20 protein-coding genes and 1 tRNA gene are annotated in these 18,674 nt (G+C 58.3%); 4 read left to right on the top strand and 17 right to left on the bottom strand.

From position 1 onward, the window contains the following. Positions 1-6: 6 nt before the first annotated feature. Positions 7-534: a PBECR2 nuclease fold domain-containing protein gene (locus ACR0B8_RS08195; protein ID WP_226688843.1), complete on the bottom strand. Its 528-nt coding sequence runs from the start codon at positions 532-534 to the stop codon at positions 7-9. Positions 535-711: 177 nt separating this feature from the next. Continuing rightward, positions 712-1,041, bottom strand: a complete 330-nt coding sequence (locus tag ACR0B8_RS08200; RefSeq protein ID WP_226688844.1) for a helix-turn-helix domain-containing protein — start codon at positions 1,039-1,041, stop codon at positions 712-714. A gap of 434 nt (positions 1,042-1,475) precedes the next feature. On the opposite strand from ACR0B8_RS08200, the gene ACR0B8_RS08205 reads away from it, so the two are divergent. From ACR0B8_RS08205 to ACR0B8_RS08215, 3 genes are all read left to right on the top strand, one after another. Further along, positions 1,476-1,751, top strand: a complete 276-nt coding sequence (locus ACR0B8_RS08205; protein ID WP_226688845.1) for a hypothetical protein — start codon at positions 1,476-1,478, stop codon at positions 1,749-1,751. Beyond that, positions 1,748-2,500: a BRO-N domain-containing protein gene (locus tag ACR0B8_RS08210; protein ID WP_226688846.1), complete on the top strand. Its 753-nt coding sequence runs from the start codon at positions 1,748-1,750 to the stop codon at positions 2,498-2,500. Before ACR0B8_RS08205 ends, ACR0B8_RS08210 begins: the two co-directional genes overlap by 4 nt. Before the next feature lie 504 nt (positions 2,501-3,004). Beyond that, a complete protein-coding gene (locus ACR0B8_RS08215; RefSeq protein ID WP_226688847.1) occupies positions 3,005-3,634 on the top strand; it encodes a hypothetical protein in 630 nt (209 codons plus the stop codon). A gap of 389 nt (positions 3,635-4,023) precedes the next feature. On the opposite strand, the gene ACR0B8_RS08220 is transcribed toward ACR0B8_RS08215, so the two are convergent. Further along, positions 4,024-4,449 carry a hypothetical protein gene (locus ACR0B8_RS08220; RefSeq protein ID WP_226688848.1) on the bottom strand — a complete coding sequence of 142 codons (426 nt, stop codon included), beginning with the start codon at positions 4,447-4,449 and terminating at the stop codon, positions 4,024-4,026. Positions 4,450-4,564: 115 nt separating this feature from the next. Between ACR0B8_RS08220 and ACR0B8_RS08225 the strand changes: the two genes are divergently transcribed. Continuing rightward, positions 4,565-4,654, top strand: a tRNA-Ser gene (locus tag ACR0B8_RS08225). Between the two features lie 121 nt (positions 4,655-4,775). Here the strand turns inward: ACR0B8_RS08225 and ACR0B8_RS08230 are convergent. From ACR0B8_RS08230 to ahbB (ACR0B8_RS08295), 14 genes are all read right to left on the bottom strand, one after another. Continuing rightward, entirely contained in the window at positions 4,776-5,678 is a 903-nt protein-coding gene (locus ACR0B8_RS08230; protein ID WP_170359386.1) for an FAD:protein FMN transferase, read from the bottom strand. Next, positions 5,675-6,190: a nitrous oxide reductase accessory protein NosL gene (locus tag ACR0B8_RS08235; RefSeq protein ID WP_170359388.1), complete on the bottom strand. Its 516-nt coding sequence runs from the start codon at positions 6,188-6,190 to the stop codon at positions 5,675-5,677. Before ACR0B8_RS08235 ends, ACR0B8_RS08230 begins: the two co-directional genes overlap by 4 nt. Beyond that, positions 6,187-7,008, bottom strand: coding sequence for an ABC transporter permease (locus ACR0B8_RS08240; protein ID WP_170359390.1), 822 nt, complete (start codon positions 7,006-7,008; stop codon positions 6,187-6,189). Before ACR0B8_RS08240 ends, ACR0B8_RS08235 begins: the two co-directional genes overlap by 4 nt. Next, positions 7,005-7,898: an ABC transporter ATP-binding protein gene (locus tag ACR0B8_RS08245; RefSeq protein WP_226688849.1), complete on the bottom strand. Its 894-nt coding sequence runs from the start codon at positions 7,896-7,898 to the stop codon at positions 7,005-7,007. Before ACR0B8_RS08245 ends, ACR0B8_RS08240 begins: the two co-directional genes overlap by 4 nt. Continuing rightward, complete coding sequence (locus tag ACR0B8_RS08250) at positions 7,888-9,144, bottom strand: nitrous oxide reductase family maturation protein NosD (protein ID WP_226688850.1); 1,257 nt, start codon at positions 9,142-9,144, stop codon at positions 7,888-7,890. Before ACR0B8_RS08250 ends, ACR0B8_RS08245 begins: the two co-directional genes overlap by 11 nt. Before the next feature lie 3 nt (positions 9,145-9,147). Further along, a complete protein-coding gene (gene nosZ / locus ACR0B8_RS08255) occupies positions 9,148-11,055 on the bottom strand; it encodes a TAT-dependent nitrous-oxide reductase (RefSeq protein ID WP_170359395.1) in 1,908 nt (635 codons plus the stop codon). 16 nt (positions 11,056-11,071) lie between these two features. Next, on the bottom strand, positions 11,072-13,195 hold the full coding sequence (locus ACR0B8_RS08260) for a NosR/NirI family protein (RefSeq protein ID WP_174821564.1): 2,124 nt from the start codon (positions 13,193-13,195) through the stop codon (positions 11,072-11,074). 44 nt (positions 13,196-13,239) lie between these two features. Continuing rightward, positions 13,240-13,644, bottom strand: a complete 405-nt coding sequence (locus ACR0B8_RS08265; protein WP_226688851.1) for a DUF2946 family protein — start codon at positions 13,642-13,644, stop codon at positions 13,240-13,242. Positions 13,645-13,792: 148 nt separating this feature from the next. After that, a complete protein-coding gene (locus tag ACR0B8_RS08270; protein WP_170350160.1) occupies positions 13,793-14,056 on the bottom strand; it encodes a hypothetical protein in 264 nt (87 codons plus the stop codon). Beyond that, positions 14,013-15,566, bottom strand: a complete 1,554-nt coding sequence (locus tag ACR0B8_RS08275; protein ID WP_226688852.1) for a nitrite reductase — start codon at positions 15,564-15,566, stop codon at positions 14,013-14,015. Before ACR0B8_RS08275 ends, ACR0B8_RS08270 begins: the two co-directional genes overlap by 44 nt. Then, complete coding sequence (gene nirJ / locus ACR0B8_RS08280) at positions 15,541-16,755, bottom strand: heme d1 biosynthesis radical SAM protein NirJ (RefSeq protein WP_170359403.1); 1,215 nt, start codon at positions 16,753-16,755, stop codon at positions 15,541-15,543. Before nirJ ends, ACR0B8_RS08275 begins: the two co-directional genes overlap by 26 nt. A 3-nt stretch (positions 16,756-16,758) precedes the next feature. Next, complete coding sequence (gene ahbB, locus ACR0B8_RS08285; protein ID WP_170350163.1) at positions 16,759-17,241, bottom strand: siroheme decarboxylase subunit beta; 483 nt, start codon at positions 17,239-17,241, stop codon at positions 16,759-16,761. Continuing rightward, positions 17,238-17,687: an Lrp/AsnC family transcriptional regulator gene (locus ACR0B8_RS08290; protein WP_170359406.1), complete on the bottom strand. Its 450-nt coding sequence runs from the start codon at positions 17,685-17,687 to the stop codon at positions 17,238-17,240. Before ACR0B8_RS08290 ends, ahbB (ACR0B8_RS08285) begins: the two co-directional genes overlap by 4 nt. Further along, a complete protein-coding gene (gene ahbB / locus ACR0B8_RS08295) occupies positions 17,684-18,673 on the bottom strand; it encodes a siroheme decarboxylase subunit beta (protein ID WP_170359408.1) in 990 nt (329 codons plus the stop codon). Before ahbB (ACR0B8_RS08295) ends, ACR0B8_RS08290 begins: the two co-directional genes overlap by 4 nt. Position 18,674: the final 1 nt, after the last annotated feature.

Raw genomic sequence — 18,674 nt, forward strand, 5'->3', positions numbered from 1 at the left:
GTGAAATTATGAAGTTTTGACTTTTCCGACCCGAGAACGCTGGTCTTTGTCATGTGGAAGAACCACATCAATTGAGAAGGTGAGGCGAGATACACTTTCGTTTTTCGTCCCAGCCTTGCCCCCTAGTGAGGCATCTACAACCCAGATTTCGCCGGGGCCAAAGATTGCCTTTGTCAGACCCTTGATATCGACCTTACGCCCGAGCTTCAAAACTTTCCTACCGCGATCTGCATTCCGGAACAGCTGGTCCGAGATAACGACAGCTTGCCCAACCCGATCCCGGAAGACCGTGCCACGTCCGGTATCTATATCGAAGGGTTGCAGGAAGCGACGCACATAAAACTCAGGTTCGTCCCCCTTTGCTAATTGGGGTGCGGTGAACGACCGCCCTAGTTGATCGAGCGGTGGCGAGACCGATAATGCCAGCTCCGGTTGTGTAAGGTTAAACGGTTTCTGCAGCTCGAGCGGTGCGCTCCCGCGCTCCCACGTATTGTCCGGCTGATAAACTAAACCAAAGTCGACCCCCTCGGGCACCTCGATCCGCTCACCCGAAACCGACGCACTACAAACTTGCGCTGTGGTAGTTTTTCACCGTGAGACGGCGACGACCAGGTCAACAGGCATGGTTGCAATTTTCGATCAAAAGCGAACGGACGCCGATCTAGAGCGGTCAAGTATTCCGGGCGGAAAGCCAACGCTAGGGTGTTTAGTCTAAGCTTTCTTGAGTTGAAGATGCTTCATCTCGAGCAACAGGTCGGCAAGCTGATCTGCAGTCAATTTATCAAATGCGCCCTGTAGTTCCAATCTACCTGGGGTGACCGAGCCGGAGATATGAAGAATCCCGATTGGAATTTGGAGTTCGTCGCAGACCCGCAGGAGGTTTGTATAACTAATAGACCCATTCCCGTTAACGAACGTTCCTAAGGTGTTGATGCCGAGTCCAGCTTTCTTACTTACTTCTGCAGCGGATGTCTTCTTCAACGCAAAAGCTACGCGAAGGTTTTGTCGTACGATCTCTAATCTAGGGTCAGTTTTTTTCACTGGATCACAATATTTTGCTAGTTAATGAATAGTTTTGGGATTTTCACATAATATTGTTACGCAGGAAAGTAGTGAATACCCTAAACCACTTAGCGACGTTAGAGCATTGTGCCCTACTGTTGTGACTAACCAAAATGTGGCTTCGGCTGGGGCCAATGATGATGAGTACAGAGAACGAGTTTTAATCTCTTGCCATGCAGCCATCAGCGGACTACCGTGACCACGCGTCGGCAGAATCCGCCGCCGGGATTGAGACCCCGTTTCTTCGTAGGTGCCCAAAGCCGCACTTTTTTGCGGCTTTCTCTATGGTCAGACGTTCTGGGCCGCTTTTTAGCGGGCCGTATCCTACGAGCGGTAGTCTCAACCCTGTTCGTCTGGCCGCCAGAGGTGTTCTTCTGGGGTCTACCGGGAAAGCCTGCTTAAGGAGATTACATATGTGCGGTAAAATTAACCCGATTGAGACTACAGAAGATCTGACTCTCTTGCTTTCCAAATCTTATGCTCAGGCCAGAGCAATCCATCATTTGGCTATAAATGAAAGTAATCTAGAGCCAACCAAATTGCTCAGCATGATTGAAGGAATGTCAGGTTTGTTGGCGAGCGCGCTTTTTGAAGCGCACGAAAAATCCGACAATCTGTGGACAGAGATTTTTAAAACCCAACCGGAAATTCAGGCGAAAATACTCGAATTCCAAGGAGGCTCTCAATGAAGGAAATAGTCAATTTCGCATTCGAGGACCATCTTGTTCGGGTAATTGAGCGAAATGCTGAGCCATGGTTTGTCGCGGCGGACGTGTGTCGTGTCCTTGGCATTGCAAATAGTCGCGATGCGTTGTCGAAACTTGACGATGACGAAAAGGGCGTCGGTTCAACCGACACCCCCGGTGGTGAGCAGCAAATGTCCATCATCCCGGAGAGCGGTCTTTATTCTCTGGCTTTTTCCAGCCGTAAGCCAGAGGCGAAGAGGTTCCGCAAATGGGTCACGAGTGAGGTGCTGCCAGAGATACGCAAAACGGGTCAGTTCGCGTCGCTGACAACTGACTCGGCAACTGCGTTGCACCGGGAGGATGCTATTGATCAGGCGCTCTCAGCGTGTAGAGAAATTCGATTGACTTGGGGCAGCGAGGCGGCTCGGCAGTTTTGGGTCGATAGTGAATTGCTCGATCTTTTTAATCCTGAGGCTGATCCCGACAATCTGACAGACACGCCTTTGGCCTTGTTTGTAAGGGATAAATGCAAGGTCACGGGATCGCATGAGGATTTCACGCGTTCACGTGATCTGCTGGATGCGCTGCTGTCCTATATTGAGGCGCATGATCTGCCGCGCATGGGGCGGCGCGAGGCGTCCAATGCCTTGCGGGCGCTGTCGCTTGCCTATCGTCAGCCGGAGACGGGTGCGCAGTTTTGGCACCACAAGCGATCTGACACGGGCTATAGCGGGTTGCTTCTGAGCGCCTGACGCACCCCGATCCGGGCGGGATTAACCTCTCCCTCGGATCGGGGCAGTGGCCAGGTGGGCCAGTTCCGGCCGAGGCCGCGCGGCCAACTCCCCGCACCCCTCTGCAAAAGAATAATCGGCGTTGGGATTATTTCGGTCCCTGATCGGGACCGAAACAGGGACTTGTTTCGACGGACCTTCGATGAAATTGCCTTTTTATTTCATCGTGTTGCACCTTATCAGGGACCGATGGGACTGAAATCCGCAGGTTCTTTTACTTCTGCAAGGGGTAGGGGCGCGGGACGCGAGGCGGCCTCATGCGTGGCGCGAGGTTTTCAGTCTGTCAGTCCCTGATTTGTATTTTTCTATTATAAGTCAATGCTTTGTAAATATATGTCAGTCCCTCTCTAATCCCTGATTAGTCCCTGAAAGGGATTAAGTCAGTCCCTTTGTGTAGATTTAAAGGTGTGGAAGTCACAATATTTTGTGATGTATTCTGGACCGTTAACTTCATGAGGGTTTGAGATGCACCAACCAACCTATTCAACGCCTGCCGGGTTTATTGCGGTGCTTAATCTTGATCTGATTGCGGCGGGCGCGGCCCGGCGTCAGGCGGTCGGCAAAGTTGGTGGCGACTTCCCGGAGCCAAACCTTGCGGCGGGTGCCGTGGACCTGATCGAGATCAGCGACCGTGTCTCCGGGTCGGCTGAGGTCAAGACTGAAGGCGGGGAGAAGACGGTCCGTCGCCGCGCCCCTTCATTCCTATCGCGCTATCATGACCATGACGGTCGCCGTCTTGCAGCGATGCGCTATCTTGTTGCCGTCGAGCGGATCGGCGGCATGAAAGGTGCGACACTCTCGATTGAGGCCGAGATCTCGGGCGGAACGGGCGGGATCAGCGATGGCGGCGCAACATCGCGTGTTCAGGATGTGATGTTGGTCCGGATGGTTCACGGCCTTGTCAACCGCTGGAAGTGGGATCCTACCTGTCGGGATTTTGTACGCGGTGTGCCGCGCGTGGTGCTGTTGCCGCGCCGAGGCAATGATCGGCATGCAGAGCGACGCCCGATCACCGCCGTTGCTCTGATCAACGGAATTCTGATCGACGGGCTCTCAATGGCCGAGATCCTGCGTCGATTTGGTTGGTCGGTTTAGTCTAAGCAGCGCGATACGCTGACCGAAGCCGCTGAAGAGAAACTGGAGCTGCTCGCTGATAAACTGGGACTTTCAGCCCGGGTGAGGCGGAGTTAGGATCGCTTTGTCGTGAAAATTTTGACTTGTAGGACCGCAATCGCGCAACAGATTTGACAAGGTTAAAAAGTGACCGGTCAAGGTGTCCTGCGCCGCCCCTCTGCTCGGAAAACTCCTTAGGTGGGGGAGGGGCAAAAACAAGGGGCTCATCGCTTGGGACCGGAGAGGGAGCCTTTTTTCACAACACGCGGGAATTGAATAGAGTTCTCCACTTTGGAGACCCGGAAAGGCGATTGGAGGCGATGGTTTGGTTAAACAGAAGAGTAGTGGAAACGCCAGACATTAAGGCCAGATCAAACATTCGCGCTAATGCCCTGGCAAACAGTGTACGGCACTTGGGTTTCGTTGGAAAAGACTTGGCGCCGGCGGTGCTCGACTATGGTTGGCAGATGGGTTTGGCGATGCGGTTTGGCCTCCGTCGATTTTGCGGAGCCTGAGCGACCAAGTCCTCTATCAGGCGGATCTGCGGTGTGGCTAACGAGCGGCGTATCAAAATAAATCAAAGCAGGAGTTGAATTGTGGAAGGTCGCCGCCGAATCGAGGCGCTCGGCGATCATCTCTCCGAGGCGTTTGAGTTCCGCCCGGACTTCAGGCTCTACAATTCCAGAACCTTGGCGGATCTGGAGGCCAAGCTCCGCGAGGTGTTTTTTGCCTGATCGAAAACGAGAACGGGTCAGGAACGCTTGCACCAGTTTTGCACCAAAATTTGGTGCAAGCACTCCAAACGTCACAGAATATAGATGAAAATCACTAAATACTGTGAAACAGCTTTTCTCATTTTTTTTGCGCGAAAAGCCTTGTGTTTATTGGCTCTTATCGACTACACCCACCGGCGGAGACGTGGCCGAGTGGTCGAAGGCGCTCCCCTGCTAAGGGAGTAGGCCCGGAAGGGTCTCGAGGGTTCGAATCCCTTCGTCTCCGCCACCCACCATTTTTAGATGCGGTCGGAACAAAGGCTTATGTTGTAAGCCGTTGTGGGCAATTGATGGTTTGGCTTATTGGAAAGCCAATGGCCTCGCTTACTAGGATGACCACCGAAGTTTTTTCAGATGTACATTTCTTTGCGCGCCTCGGGGAATGATCTGATCGCGGCGTCAACGCGCGTTTCAGGCAACGCGCACAAGGCCGTGGACAGCCCGTCGGCGATGGCTGCGCTGGGGGCTGAGACCGATACTATGTGGTTCGTTGCTACCTCGTCTTGCGGGTTCAGGATGTGGCCTTGATCATTGGTCAGCATGAGGTTGCCTGCGTCCGAGGTTGCAACGGCACGATCGCTTAATTCGATGGATTTGAGAACTTCTCTGCTGGGTCCGGCCAGTCCGACTTGCCAGGCTTGCCCGTCTTGGCGATGGCCAAGGGCGGCGATTTCCCCCATATTTACCAATACATCGCGTAGACCGTGCGAAGCCAGCAAAGCCGCGATGCGGTCGGTAATGGCGCCTTGTGCGATACCGTTCAGCGTCAGTGCTGAAACACCGGGTTGGGGCAGGCGGATCATGTCGGACCCGATTAAAACGCGAGACCATCCAATGGATTTTCGGGCGGAATGGACGTCTTGCGCGGTCGCCCCATTGGCCAGCGCGGACCAGAGCGGTTGAATTGAAGGATCAAAAACTCCATCTGTGGCCTCGTGCAAGGCCGAACACAGGCTGAGGACGTTCAGCAGTTCGGGGGCTGGGGCTGGCAGTTGCCCGTCGCGGTTCAGGCGGCTGAGTTCGGATTGCGGTCGGTACAGGCTGAAGATGTTCTCAAGCCGGTTCACTTCGGCTTCGACCGCGGTGATGATTGGCGCGGCCTGTGTGTCCGTCAGCCCCTCAAGTCGCAAGCTGGCCGAGGCCCCCAGCGCGACCCCGTGCCAGTGAGCCGTAGGGGCAGACTTAGCACCCGCGGGAAAGGCGGCACAAGCGGCGGACATGGTCAGAAACCGGCGGCGGGAGAGGGCAGTCATGAGGGGGTCTCCAGTTTCAGGTCCAGATCAACGGGGCCCAGAACCTCGGTGTCGGGAATGTCGGACAGAGGCAGCAGATTGCCACCGTACTGGCCAATAAAGGTTTCAGCGGCAGCGGGGTCTGCAAAGGGCACCACCTCGCGCGCGCCCATGCCGCCCGCAACATTGGCTCCGACCACAAAGGTCGCACCCTCGGCGGCGATCCAGTTGGAAACACCCGGCTGTTGCCAGTTGGGCGCGGCGCCCATATCGCTGACATAGACCGCTGCAATGGGTGCATCACGCTCGGGGCTTTTAAGGTAGGCCACCATGTCGCGCACTTGGGCGAAGAACAGAGGTGTAGGGTAGCCTTCCAGATGGATCTGACCTTTGGGGCCACCATGTTCAGCGATGTTCATCTGGCAGAAAAAGCTTAGCGCATCGGGGGTCAAGTCCACTGGGTCAGGGGCCTCGGCGATCTCTTCCTTGCAGGCCGCCAGCGCGACAAACGCGATCAAAGCAAGACGTTTCATGGCTCGACCCTCCGAAACGCGGCGCGGGCGAGGACAAAGCCCAATACCGGCCAGATCAGCAGGGAGGCAGGAGCGGCCCAGACGGGCAGTGCCTGCGCGGCCCCGGTCATGCCGGACGCCATCGCAACGCCTTCGGTCGCGGCGATGTTCCACAAACGGAATGCGTCGGCCGGGTTGGCTACCATCACCCACGGAAAGACGGATTGGGTGAAGGTGCCGCCCTTGTCCATGACGACGGCTCCCAACAAGCCCAGATCATAAAGGACGACAAAGACCAGCCAGAGCCCGGCCGACAAACCTGCTGCTGCCGTGGCGCCCCTAGCCAGGGCAGACAGCAGGTAACCCAGCGCCAGAAACACGGCGCCCAGCAGGATGGATGTGAGGATTAGGCGTAGCAATGCCATCAGGCTTTCTGGCCCCGCGCCGCCGAACCATGCGGCCACTGCACCAGCGGTGCCAAAGCCGACGGTCATGGCAAAGGCAAGTGCGGCCAGATGGGCGGTGAATTTGCCCAACAGGATTTCTCCACGCCCCGCCGGATAGGATAGCAGCAGCGATAAGCTGCCCCGGTCCACGTCACCTGCGATGGCATCAAAAGCGATCATCAACGCCAGTAAGGGGGCAAGATATACTGACAACGTAGTCATCGAGGCAACCGAGACGGTCAGCATATCGACGCCCAGCGTACCGGTAGGCGCGCTGCCTGCAAAGGTTAGCGCCAAGGCGAACAGCACCATGATCAGGGTGGCCACCAGCAGCCAGCGGTTGCGGCGCAGGATCAGCATTTCGGTGCGGGTGATGGCGAGGAAGCGGGTCATTGCAAATCCTCCTGTGCGTAGTGGCGATAGAGGTCTTCCAACTTGGGTGGGGTCATTTCCACATCCGCCACGGCATCGCCCATTCCGGCGATCCGGCGCAGGGCCTCCATTTTGTCATCTGGGGAACACAGCAACTCAACGGATGCGCCATTGATCCGGTCGCCACCCAATGCCGCGGCCAGCGCTTCGGGGTTGGTGCTTGCGCGCACGCGCAGGCGGATCGGCAGACCAGCTAGGGCCGACAGGTTGGTCAACGTATCATCAGCCACCATCCGGCCTTTGCGCATGATGGCGATGCGGTCGGTGCGGGCTTCAACCTCGGTCAGCGCGTGGGATGCGATCAGGACGGCGGTACCTTTCGCTGCCAACTCGTCAATGATGGCGTAAAGGTCTTGCCGCGAAATGGGGTCTAGCCCCGAGGTGGGCTCATCCAGCAGCGCCACTTTCGGCTGACCCAACAGAACTTGAGCCAAGCCCAGACGTTGCCGCATCCCTTTGGAATACGTTCCGATCCGGCGATCCAGCGCATCGCTGAGACCGACACGGTTCAGCAGGCCGGGCACATCGGCTTTGGTTCCCGACAATTTCGCAAACAGTGTTAGCTGTTCCCGTCCGGTTAAAGCGGGATGAAACGACACCGCTTCGGGTAGATACGCGGTCTCGCGCCGCGCTTGTTCGCTGCCGGGGGTGGCGTCTCCGATCCGAATGGCTCCGCCATGGATCGGCGTCAGGCCGAGGATGGATTTGATCAGGGTCGACTTGCCCGCGCCGTTATGGCCCAGCAGCGCCACGCGCTGTCCGGGGGCAAGAGACAGGTTGATATCGTCAAGAACGCGAGTTTTTCCGCGGTCCTTGCTGACATGGTCGATAACTAGGGCCTTATCCGTCATGAGGCACCTTTTTCATAGCTGGGGGTTCAGGGGCTTGCATCAATGGGTTGCTGTCCATCACGCCGCCCGGCAACAGGGCCGGAAAGGCAGATTGCGACCAGCGCACCAGCTGCACGGCGGGGGAGCCGAGCAGCAGTTTGGCTGAGGGTTGGGTCCACAGCACATGGTCCATCGAGTCGTTGGGGCGATAGGGGGCATCGGCGATGCCGTTGCCATCCACATCATATGCGGCGAAATCTGACCAGTAGTTGCCGCGCCCGTCTTCGGACCACTCGACCCATTTGGTCGAGACGTATTTCACCTGTGTCCGGTTCCCGATGAAAGAGTTGCCAACGATGCGGTTGCGTTCGCTGCCAGCGGTAAAGTGGATGCCGATGCCGCATCCCTGGAACCAGTTGTCGGTGAATTCGTTCTTATTTGAATTATACAGGAAGGTGCACTTTTCCTTGGCACCTTTTACTACATTGCCGGTGATGGTGCTTTTATTGGCGTAGTTCAGCATCACGCCATGTTCGCGGTCACCGATGGACACGTTGTTGGCCACGGTCACGTTTGTGGTGAACATAACCGCGTAGCCGAGATCATTACCGATCGAGACATTGTCGCTGACGACCGAATTGTCCGCATACATGTAATGCACGGCGAACCGCAGGTCGCGGAACAGGTTGCCTGTGAAGGTGTTCTTTTTCGACGAGTTCACAAAGATCCCGTCGCGCCCGTACCGGATGTCGTTGTCTTCAACCCGCGCGCCCGGCGCGTTCCAGACATAGACACCATTGCCACGGTCATTCATCCGCCGGTCTTGCCGACCTTCGATCTGGTTGCCACGCACGATGCTGTCCTTGGCACCGTGAATGTCGACGCCATAAAGGTTGCCCAACAACACATTGTCTTCGACCACCGGCGCTTTGGCCGTTTTGGTCAGTTGGATGCCGCTGTCGATCCCGTCATGGCTTGAGCCCGAGCCGATCACCGTCAGACCGCGTACGGTCACGCCCGGTCCGGTCACGGTGATGACGCTTCCCGTGCTCTGGCCGTCAATGGTGGCTTGTCCCAGCCCATCGATGGTGACGGGCCGGTCCAGCACAAGCGTTTCGGTGTAAACACCGGGGCTCAGGCGGAGGGTGTCCCCATCCGCCGCCTGCGCCAGTGTTTCATTAATGGCCCCCGCCCGGTTGGGCACATCCCAGTCCGCCGCCCATAGGGGCGAGCCAAGCAGGAGCGGTATGAGCAGAGGCCAACGCATGGGTTATGCTCCCTGCGGTTCGACCAACATCCGACCGCGCATTTCCATGTGCAGTGCGTGGCAGAACCACTGGCAATAGAACCAGTGTACGCCCGGACGGTCGGCTGTGAAGGTGACGGAGGCGGTTGCCAGCGGTGCAACTTCCATTGCGATGCCGTAGTTACCTAGGCAGAAGCCGTGGGTCACGTCGTCCACGTCATCGAGGTTGGTGATGTAAACCGTCACCTCGTCACCCTGTTTGACGGTGAACTTTTCCAGGCTGAAGGTCGGAGCCTGCGATGTCATGTAGACCCGCACCTTGTTGCCGTCCCGGATGGGTTCTTCGGCGCCTTCTTCCAGATCAATGCCATCGGCCTCGGCCTGTTTGCGGGCGTCTTCCCATGTAACATCGGCGCGATCCCAGACGTTTACCGGGTTGACGATGTCGCTGCGAACGATGATCGAGTCATGCGGCTCGGCAAATGTCGGACCGTCGTGAACCACTTTCATCTCGTTGGACGAGATGTCGATCAACTGCTCGTTCTCGGGCTTCAGCGGACCCACGTTCAGGAAGCGGTCTTTCGAGAACTTGTTCATCGAAATCAGCCACTTTCCGTCGGCATCCTTGGTTTCACCCATGGAGGTCGAGTTGTGGCCCGGCTGATAGTGCACGTCGACCTTCGAGATGATCGGATCCACATCAGCACCACCGTAAGCCTCGATTGCCTTTTCGATGTTCCACTTCACGATCTGGCTGTCCAGGAACAGCGTGGTGAACGCATTGCCTTGACCGTCATAGGCGGTGTGAAGCGGGCCAAGACCCAGTTGCGGCTCACCCACGATGCAGGACCGCGGGTCGGCATCACTTTCGAACAAGGCGTCCAGTTTGGTGACGTCCATGATCGACACGGTCGGCGACAGCTTACCGTTGATGCAGACGTGCTTGCCGTCGGGCGCGGTGTTGATGCCGTGCGGCGAGTTCGGGATCGGAATGTAACGGGTGTACTTCTTGTTCTGACCCTTACGGCCGTCCAGAACCTTGACGCCTTTCAGTTCCTGATAGTCACCGGCCTCGATACCCGCCTCGATTTCTGCGATGTTGAAAACAACCACGTGGTCCAGCTCGTTCTCGGTCATCTCGGCCAGGTTCATACCCATTTCCGAGTTGTAGGAGGTCGAATAGGCGTATTTGCCCTGATAGTCGCAGTCGGTGTTGTCGAGGTTGCCCGACACCATCACCTGCCACGCCACTTCCATGGTGTCGCCGTCAAGCGCAGTGAAGATGTTCACGTATTGCGACGGATCGTCCAGCACTGTGCCGTCGTTGACCAGCGGGGTTTCATCCTCACCATTGGCAAAGACATAGCCGGTGCGCGGGAATTTCTGCGGACGCAGACCGTGGATCGCCTTGGCGTTCGGGATCTCGGTGATCTTGTCGCATTTCATCACATCGCAGCGCACGCGAGCGACACGGGTGTTGGCCTTGTCATTCATGAACAGGTAGCGGCCATCGTAGGTGCCATCGGTGAACGACATATGCGGGTGGTGCAGGTCGCCGTTGTCATAGGTTTTCATGCCACGCTTGGCGAGAAACTCTTTGGTTTCAGGCAGCAGGCCGTCGGTCATGATTTTCAACGACTCATTGGTCTGACCCCAGCCGGTGGCCGAGCAGCGGTTGAACACTGGCACGCGCATCAGTTCGCGCATGGACGGGAAGCCCAGGATGCGCAGCTCGCCAGTCTGACCTGAGGACCAGAAACCGTAATATTCGTCCAACTCACCAGGCTGCAGGTTGGCGTTGGCTGCAGCACTGGCTTGTTTCGCGGTCATCAGGGTCGAGCCCAGACCGGTCCCGGCCAGCACCGCGCCAGTTGCGGTTGCACCTAGCATCCCTCGGCGTGTGATGTTCAGCTTGTTGTCATGTTCCGACATGTTCGTTCCTCCTTTTTTAGGAAACGGATTGCGGTTTGGCGTTCGGATGGTTCGCCGGTGGCTGTCCGAGGGGGGTCTTGAGGTCGACCGACCCTGTCTTGGCCCGCCGTTTCAGTTGGCGGATAACGACGGGACATTTGTCCTCGGACTGGTAGAGCACCTGACAATGCAGGCAGGTGACGCACTCGTTCGGATTGATCTCACCGGTGGGGTGGATGGCCTGAACGGGGCATTCGTTGGCGCAGGTCTGACAGGGGGTGCCGCATTCCTTGTAGCGGCGCAGCCAGTCGAACATGCGAATACGGGCGGGGATCGCCAGCGCTCCGCCCAGCGGGCAGAGGTAGCGGCAGTAGAACCGTTCGATGAACAGCCCAATCCCCAATAAGGTCAGCGCAAAGACCACAAACGGCCAGTCGCGCATAAATTTCAGAATGATCGCGGTCTTGAAGGGCTCAATCTCGGCATATGTTTCGGCCAGCGGGATCGAGACGAAGCTGAGGCCGAAAAGACCCAGGAAGATCATGTATTTCGCGGGCCAAAGCCGTTCGTTCAGGCCCCATGGCAGGGTCCATTGCGGGATGCGCAATGCCCGCGCGATCTTATTGGTCAACTCCTGCAAAGCGCCAAACGGGCACAGCCAGCCGCAATAGGCCCCACGCCCCCAGAACAGCAGCGCGGCGGCGACCGCAAACCATTGGATGAAGACCAGCGGATCCAGCAGGAAGGCGTCCCAGCTGAACCCGGTCCGCAGGCTGCCAGCCAGTGCCATCAGGTTCACCACACTCAGCTGCGCATTGGCGTACCAGCCGATGAAGAACAGGGTCATGGTCAGGTACCCGATGCGGAACCAATAGAAGACCCTCGCGTTCATCGTCACGTGGAACTGGAAGAAGAACGTCGCCGTCAGGACCAGCAGCATGACGCCAAGGACGCCAATTTCGACTGTGCGGTCCTTCCAGATGCGCTTCCACAGGGCGGCTTTGGCGGCGGCCTCGCCGGTGGCGTCGTCAACAACGGTAGGGGCGGTTACGGGCAGTAGGTACTGCTCGGGTAGTTTGTAGCCCAGATCGAAAGTCAGGAAGGTTTTCTCAACTGCGCCCACGGCCCGCTGTACCAGCAGTTGCAGGCGGAACGGCTCGGCGGGATCAAACTCCGCCTCGGCTGGGATTTTAAAGATATCCAGTTCGGTGAAGCTGGGCGCATCAGCGGCCGCAACCTTGCCTAGGCGCTCTTGTTGCTTGTCAAAGAACCGGACCGAATTGTCGCCTTGGATCAGCTGAATCCGGTCGAAGATCCCACCGCGCACATAGCCTGAGCCTTTGAAGCTGTAAGCCCCGCGCCCCAGTACCAGAATGGCCTGTTCGCCGTCGTCCAGCCACTCGACCAGGTTTTGATACTCGGCTTCACCCAGCAGGGATTTCCCGATCGAGGGAACCGAGACCAACGCCATATGCATATCGATAAACGTGTCATCCGGTTCGCCCGGTTCCGGGCGTTTGATGGCGCGCTGATCTCCGGTAGCTTCAAAAGCGGCGTTGACCTGACCGACATCCAGCGTCAGCCGCCGGATCGAGCCGTCACCAGACAGGGTGGTCCAGTCATAGATGGCGTTCTTAGCCATATCGACTTCGCGTTTCGGCCCGTCGGCCTGTAATGGCGACAGCCCACCTAAACCCAGCGCGCGGGCCACTTTGATACCGCCGCGCACAAGGCTGTCGTCGATCACCATGATGGTCACGGTGGCACCCGAGATGATGTCGAGGTCATGCCCCTCACCACCCGTTGCGGCCTCGTGTTTCAAGTCCAGACCAGTGTAGCCTTCGGTCAGCTCGACCATGCGCGAATTGGGAATGCCGATCAGTACGATGGGTTCCGAGTGTTTGACCAGTTGCACACCGGTCAGCACGGCATCAGCGTTTATTGCGGCAACCACATGGATGGGTTTGCCCGAATAGCCGGTGGTGCCCACGAAATCCGAAGTCAGGAAAGCCCAGGCGACGGTTTCGCCCCCTTTCAGAACCGGAGCAACAGGCACGTCATCGCGCACCGGGCCAAAGGCATCGGCACCGGGGGCAAGGTCAGAGGGCTCAATCTCGGGCAGGAAGCTGGCAAGGCTGTCGGCATGGGCGCTGATCGCCATCAGGCAGGACAGGACAAAGGCCAGCAGGATATGGGTTGCGCGACTTACGACCACGGCGCACCTCCGGTTACTTGGATTGACGCCATGGACGCGCGCGGGGCGCGTTCGGATGTTTCTTGGGGCGCGTGCGGGGGGCCTCTGGTTTCGGGCCATAACCGCCTAACTTGGTAGTAATTGACTAGATTGCGGTCATCGCAGCGAGCGACCTGAACAATCCCGTCCGACTTCAGTTCCGGCAGGTTTGGCAGGGGTGCCGCAGCGGTGACGGCGCATAAGGCACAGTCGGCGCATTTCGGGCAGGGCGCGGTTGGGTCTTCGGTCCCTTCTTCGAGGTCCACTTGAACCCAGACCGCGCCTGCCTCCGAGCAGATCTCAACCCACATGCTTTGTCCGGGACTCGCCAGCGCCGGACTAAGCAGTTGCAACAGCAAAAGAAGGGTGCCTGCCATGGCGCACGCCGCGCGTGAAGCGCGGACAGACAGTGTGTGCAGTGGGACTGGGGCAGACATGGAGAATCCAACTCGGCGTTCTTTCCTTTGTCCTACGGGATTCTCTCAGACGGATACTTGACTTAGGTCAGGTATCCGAAATTTGTGACTAATCGTCGGCTTCATCCATCAACCCGCGCAACCAGCGCCCGGCCAGCCAGGATGCGGGCAAGCCCAGCGGGATCGACCACAGGATTGCGCTTACAGGTGCGATCACGCCAAGCCCCATACCATTGGCAACCAGACCCGCCAGAAACAGGTTGATGGCCACGGTTAGTGCCGTGGCGGGGTAGAGCAGGATGGCCAGTTTCCAGACCGGCCATTTGCCCTCAGTGGCTGGTACCTTCCGAGAAGGTGATTTTGTTCCAGACATTATATTTCCCCGAAGGTTTGCGCATGGGCAAGCGGCGAACCTCTTCCAGAGTTTGCGCGTCATAGACGATCACGGCACCATCATCTTCCCAGATCGATACCAGTGCATGGCGCCCATCCTTGGTGAATTCGACATGGGCCACGGTTTTGCCCGGCGCTGGACGTAAAGTCTTCACGATTTCAAGGCTTTGCTTATCGATTACGTGCATCGCATCCTTGTTGGGTCCAAAGAACACATCGGCCCAGACGTAAGGAGAATTCTCATGACTGCGCATGAAGAAACCCGGCCCTTCGGTCTTGATCCGTTTGACCGTTTCCCATGTCTGCATGTCGATCACAGACACGGTGCCGTCGGTCAGGTGCGGCGTGGCCATCACGGTTGTATCGCCGTACCGCCACGTGATGCCTGATCCCAGATGCGGCATACCTGGCAGGTCTAGATCAGCCACTTTCTGACCGATGACCAGATCAATAACTTGCCCGCCCTTGCCGTCGCGCGAGGCACCCATGACGTATTCATAGCTTTGGTCGAAAAAGAAATCGTCCAGATAGTCAGGCGTGGTGATCTTGCGGACCGGGAAGGGATTTGGGTTCTTGAACTGCCCTTCGATACGGAAGTCATGACCCAGTCCGAACTGAGGCGGGTTGTCGCCGTAAAAAACTTCCCAAATCTCGGGAACATCTTTCAGGGCTAGCACAAAGCTTTCGCGTGGCGGGGCCTGATAAACGGCAGAAACGCGGCTGGGATTGCCCTTTTTGCTTTTGATCTCGATGACCTTGGCGACCGAAAGGTCGCTGGTCGACAGCAGGGTCAGGCTGTTGGGCAGGTAATTGGCGACGGCCACCCATTTTCCATCACCTGACATGGCGATGTTGCGGCTGTTCAGCCCCGCGCGCACGCGGCCCACCTGTTTCAGCGCCCAGATATCGTATTTCTGAACCCAACCATCGCGCGACATGATGAAAACATAGCGCCCGTCGGGGCTGAACTTCGGGCCTCCGTGGACGGCGAACGGAGTTTCGAACCGATCCATTACTTCAAACCTATCACCGTCCAACACGCTGACGTGGTGATCGCCGGTTTCGACTGCCAGCGTGATGTTCATCGGGTCGCTGTCCCAGACGGGAGCATCGACCGGGCTGTATTCTGCGTCCAGCGTACGGCTGGCCATGATCTCGGCCTCGCCCCATTCGGGGTTGGTTTCCAGCGGGGATTTCAGCCAACCCGCCAGTTCTTCGATCTGCAAGGCGTCAAGTTCATGCGAAAAGGCGGGCATCTGGGTGGCTGTACGCCCCTCGGCAATCACGGCGGCCACACGCGGGCCGCGCATGCGTTTCAGCGTCTCGGGGATCAGGGCCGGGCCAACACCGCCCAAACGGTTCTCGCCATGGCACGAGGCGCAGTGTTCGGCATAGTCCGACGGGGCGTCGGCCCATGCTGAACCAGCCAGCAGCAGCGAGCAGAGCGTGCCTATTTTCAACGTGTCAAAAGAACTGATGTGCCGGATCATGACGTTTCCCCCGGAACGGCGTGACCTTAAGGCGTTCGCCCGCGTCATCCACGCCGATTTCTTGATTGGAAAGATAGCAGGCCGGATCTTCGGCCCAGGGATCGCCGGTCACCTGCAAAGCCCGGATACGAGTATTGCCGCCACAGACGTCCTTTAATTGGCAGGCCCCGCAGCGCCCTTTCAGCGGACGTGGTCGGGTGCGCAGCATAGAGAGCATCTGGTCCTCGCTGGCCCACAGCTCTGAGAACGGTTTGGTCTTCACGTTGCCGACCGTGTAGTCGGACCAATACGTATCGGGATGCACGCGCCCCAGATTGTCGATATTGGCCACGCCCAATCCGCTGGAATTCCCGCCCCACGCGGCGAGATGTTCTCGTACATGAGCGGCCTTGTCGGCATCGAAATGCGTGCGCACCCAGTTCAGGAAGTACCCCGCATCTGCATCATTATTGCCGGTCACAATGTCCAGTGGGCGCCCGCCCGAGGCGGCCTCCCACGCGCGCTCCAGCAGCAGGTCCAGCCCGTTACGGGTGCGCAGGTGTTCAGCATCTTCGCCCCGGTTCTTGTCGCCGCGCCCAGCATAGACCAGATGCGACAGGTAGAACTTGTCGACCCCTTCGTCATCGCACAGTTGCAGCAGGTCGGGCAGGTGATGCTGAGTGCCCTCGGTCAGGCAAAATCGCAGGCCCACTTTGATCCCGCGTTTCTTACATTCGCGCACACCGCGCAATGCGTCGGCAAAGGCGCCTTCAACGCCGCGGAACCAGTCATTTGTGGCCCCGATCCCGTCCAGCGAAATGCCGACATAGTTGAATCCCACATCGGCAATCATATCAGCGGTTTCATCGTAAATCCGCGTGCCGTTGGTCGACAGCGCCAGCATCGGCACCAGATCGCGGGCGCGTTTGGCAATGTCGAAGAAATCAAACCGGTCCAGCGGTTCCCCACCCGAGAGGATCAGGGCCGGGACGCGAAATTGGCCCAGATCCTCAAGGGTTACCATGGCTTGCTCGTGGCTGAGCTCACCGGGGAACGCAACATCCGCCGAGACGGTGTAGCAATGGCGGCATTTCAGATTGCAGCGCCGCGTCAGGTTCCAGATCACCACCGGTTTCACCGGTCCGGGGCGGCGTTTTCGCACCGGGGTCGGGGTGACGAGTTGGTGCATGTATTCGGTCAGGCGGAACATGTTTCAGCCTTTCGCTTTCAGGCGCAGCCCGGTCTTTTTCAGAATGCGCGTGGAATAGAGGATGTCTTTAGCCCGACATGCATCGCCGAGAATGGCGGTGATCTCGGCGCGCTTTTCTTCGACCTCGTCACGGTCTGCGCCGTGAACCATGGCAAACAAATTGTAAGGCCAGTCGGGCAGGGCGCGGGGGCGTTCATAGCAGTGGGTGACAAAGGGCAGCGCGCCGATCTGGGTGCCCAGTTCAGTCACACGGTCGTTTTGCACATCCCACACGGTCATGCCGTTCGAGGTCATGCCCAGTTTGTAGTGATTAGGAGCAGCGGCAATGCGACGGATAACGCCGCGCGATTTCAGTTCGGCCAGGCGGAACAGCAACGCGTCTTCGTCCATGCCAAGACGCTCGGCCACCCGCGCATAGGGCGCGGGCACCAGGGGCAGGCCGCCTTGCAGCGCCTCGATAATCTCTCTGTCTTTTGCGTCGATCATGCCGCTACCCGGAAGCCGATGAAGAATTCCTGCAATTTGGGGAAACGGAGAACCTCGATCCCCGTTTCCCGTTCGATCGCATCAGCGGTGGCCTCGATCCCCTCGGGCGTTTCGGTGGCCAGTACGAACCACATGTTCAGCCGGTGCGTACGTTCATAATTATGGGCAACCTCCGCGTGCGCATTGACTTTGGTCAGGACGGTTTCGAAATTTTCGACCGGCACCGCCATGGCGCACAGACAGAACGCACCCCCCATGGCGGCCGCGTCGAAAAACGGACCGAAGCGGGTGATGATGCGTTCCTCTTTCATGCGGCTGAGGCGGTGCAGCAATTCGCTTTCCGGAATGCCAAGTTCGGTGGCAATCGCGGCATAGGGATGAGGGATCAACTGCAGGTCGTCCTGCATTCGGTTTAGGATTGCACGGTCGGTTTCGTCCAGTCTCATGCGGCGGCCTCTTTTGGTTGGATCAATGCGCCGGTCTGTTTGAAACAGCGGGTCGAAAACAAAACTTTGTGGCGCGCACCGGCCAGTTCCGGCAGGGCAACGGCGCCGGACAGAACTTCTTGCGCCTCGCTGCGCGAGCGGGCGTGAATCATGGAATACAGGCGGTAAGGCCAGACGTCCTCGACCGGGTTACGTTCATAGCACAGGGTCACGCCGGGATGTGCGGCCAGCGCCGGGCCGGCGGTGTCGATCTGACTGGCGGGCATGTCCCAAACCACCATCGCATTGGCCGACCAACCCAGCGCCCGGTGACGTACGATGACACCGAGGCGCGAGATGATGCCGGCATCGTGCAGCGCCTTGATCCGCGCCAGAACCTCGGGCGTGGATCGGTTCATTGATCGGGCCAGCGCGGTATAGGGTTCCGCGACCAGTTCTAGGCCGGAACTGAGCGCCTGTAGCAGGGCGCGGTCGCCGTCCCGCATGGCCGAGCGATCCACCTTGCGGGGGCCGGGCACATTGCGGGAATCGCCCGACATTCGAAAACCAAGATCGACATTGAATGGGCGTACCAGCCGCAGGTCCAGTACCCGCAGCCCGGTACGTCGGGCGATCCGGGCAAGGGTATCGTTCACATGCTCCCGGTCCGGCCCGGTGGCAACGAACCACAGGTTCCACGTATCCTCGCGCTGGTAATTGTGGTTCACTCCGGGTTCTGAGTCGATCAGGGCGGCGATTTCTTCCAACTGTTCCTCGGGGGCGGCAACGGCGGCCAGGGTGCTGGCCGATACTGCCCCCGGTGCAATCGTCGCACCCACCCGCGTGATCCGACCGGTTGCGCGCATCCGGGTCAGGCGATCGATGACCTCGGCCTCGTCCAGACCCAACGCTGCGCCAAGTACCTCAAACGGATGGTCGGTTATGGGAAAATCGCGCTGAAACTCGTCCAGCAAGCGACAGTCGATCGGGTCAGTGATGTGATCCATC

It is taken from the genome of Ruegeria sp. BH6, from assembly GCF_056538105.1.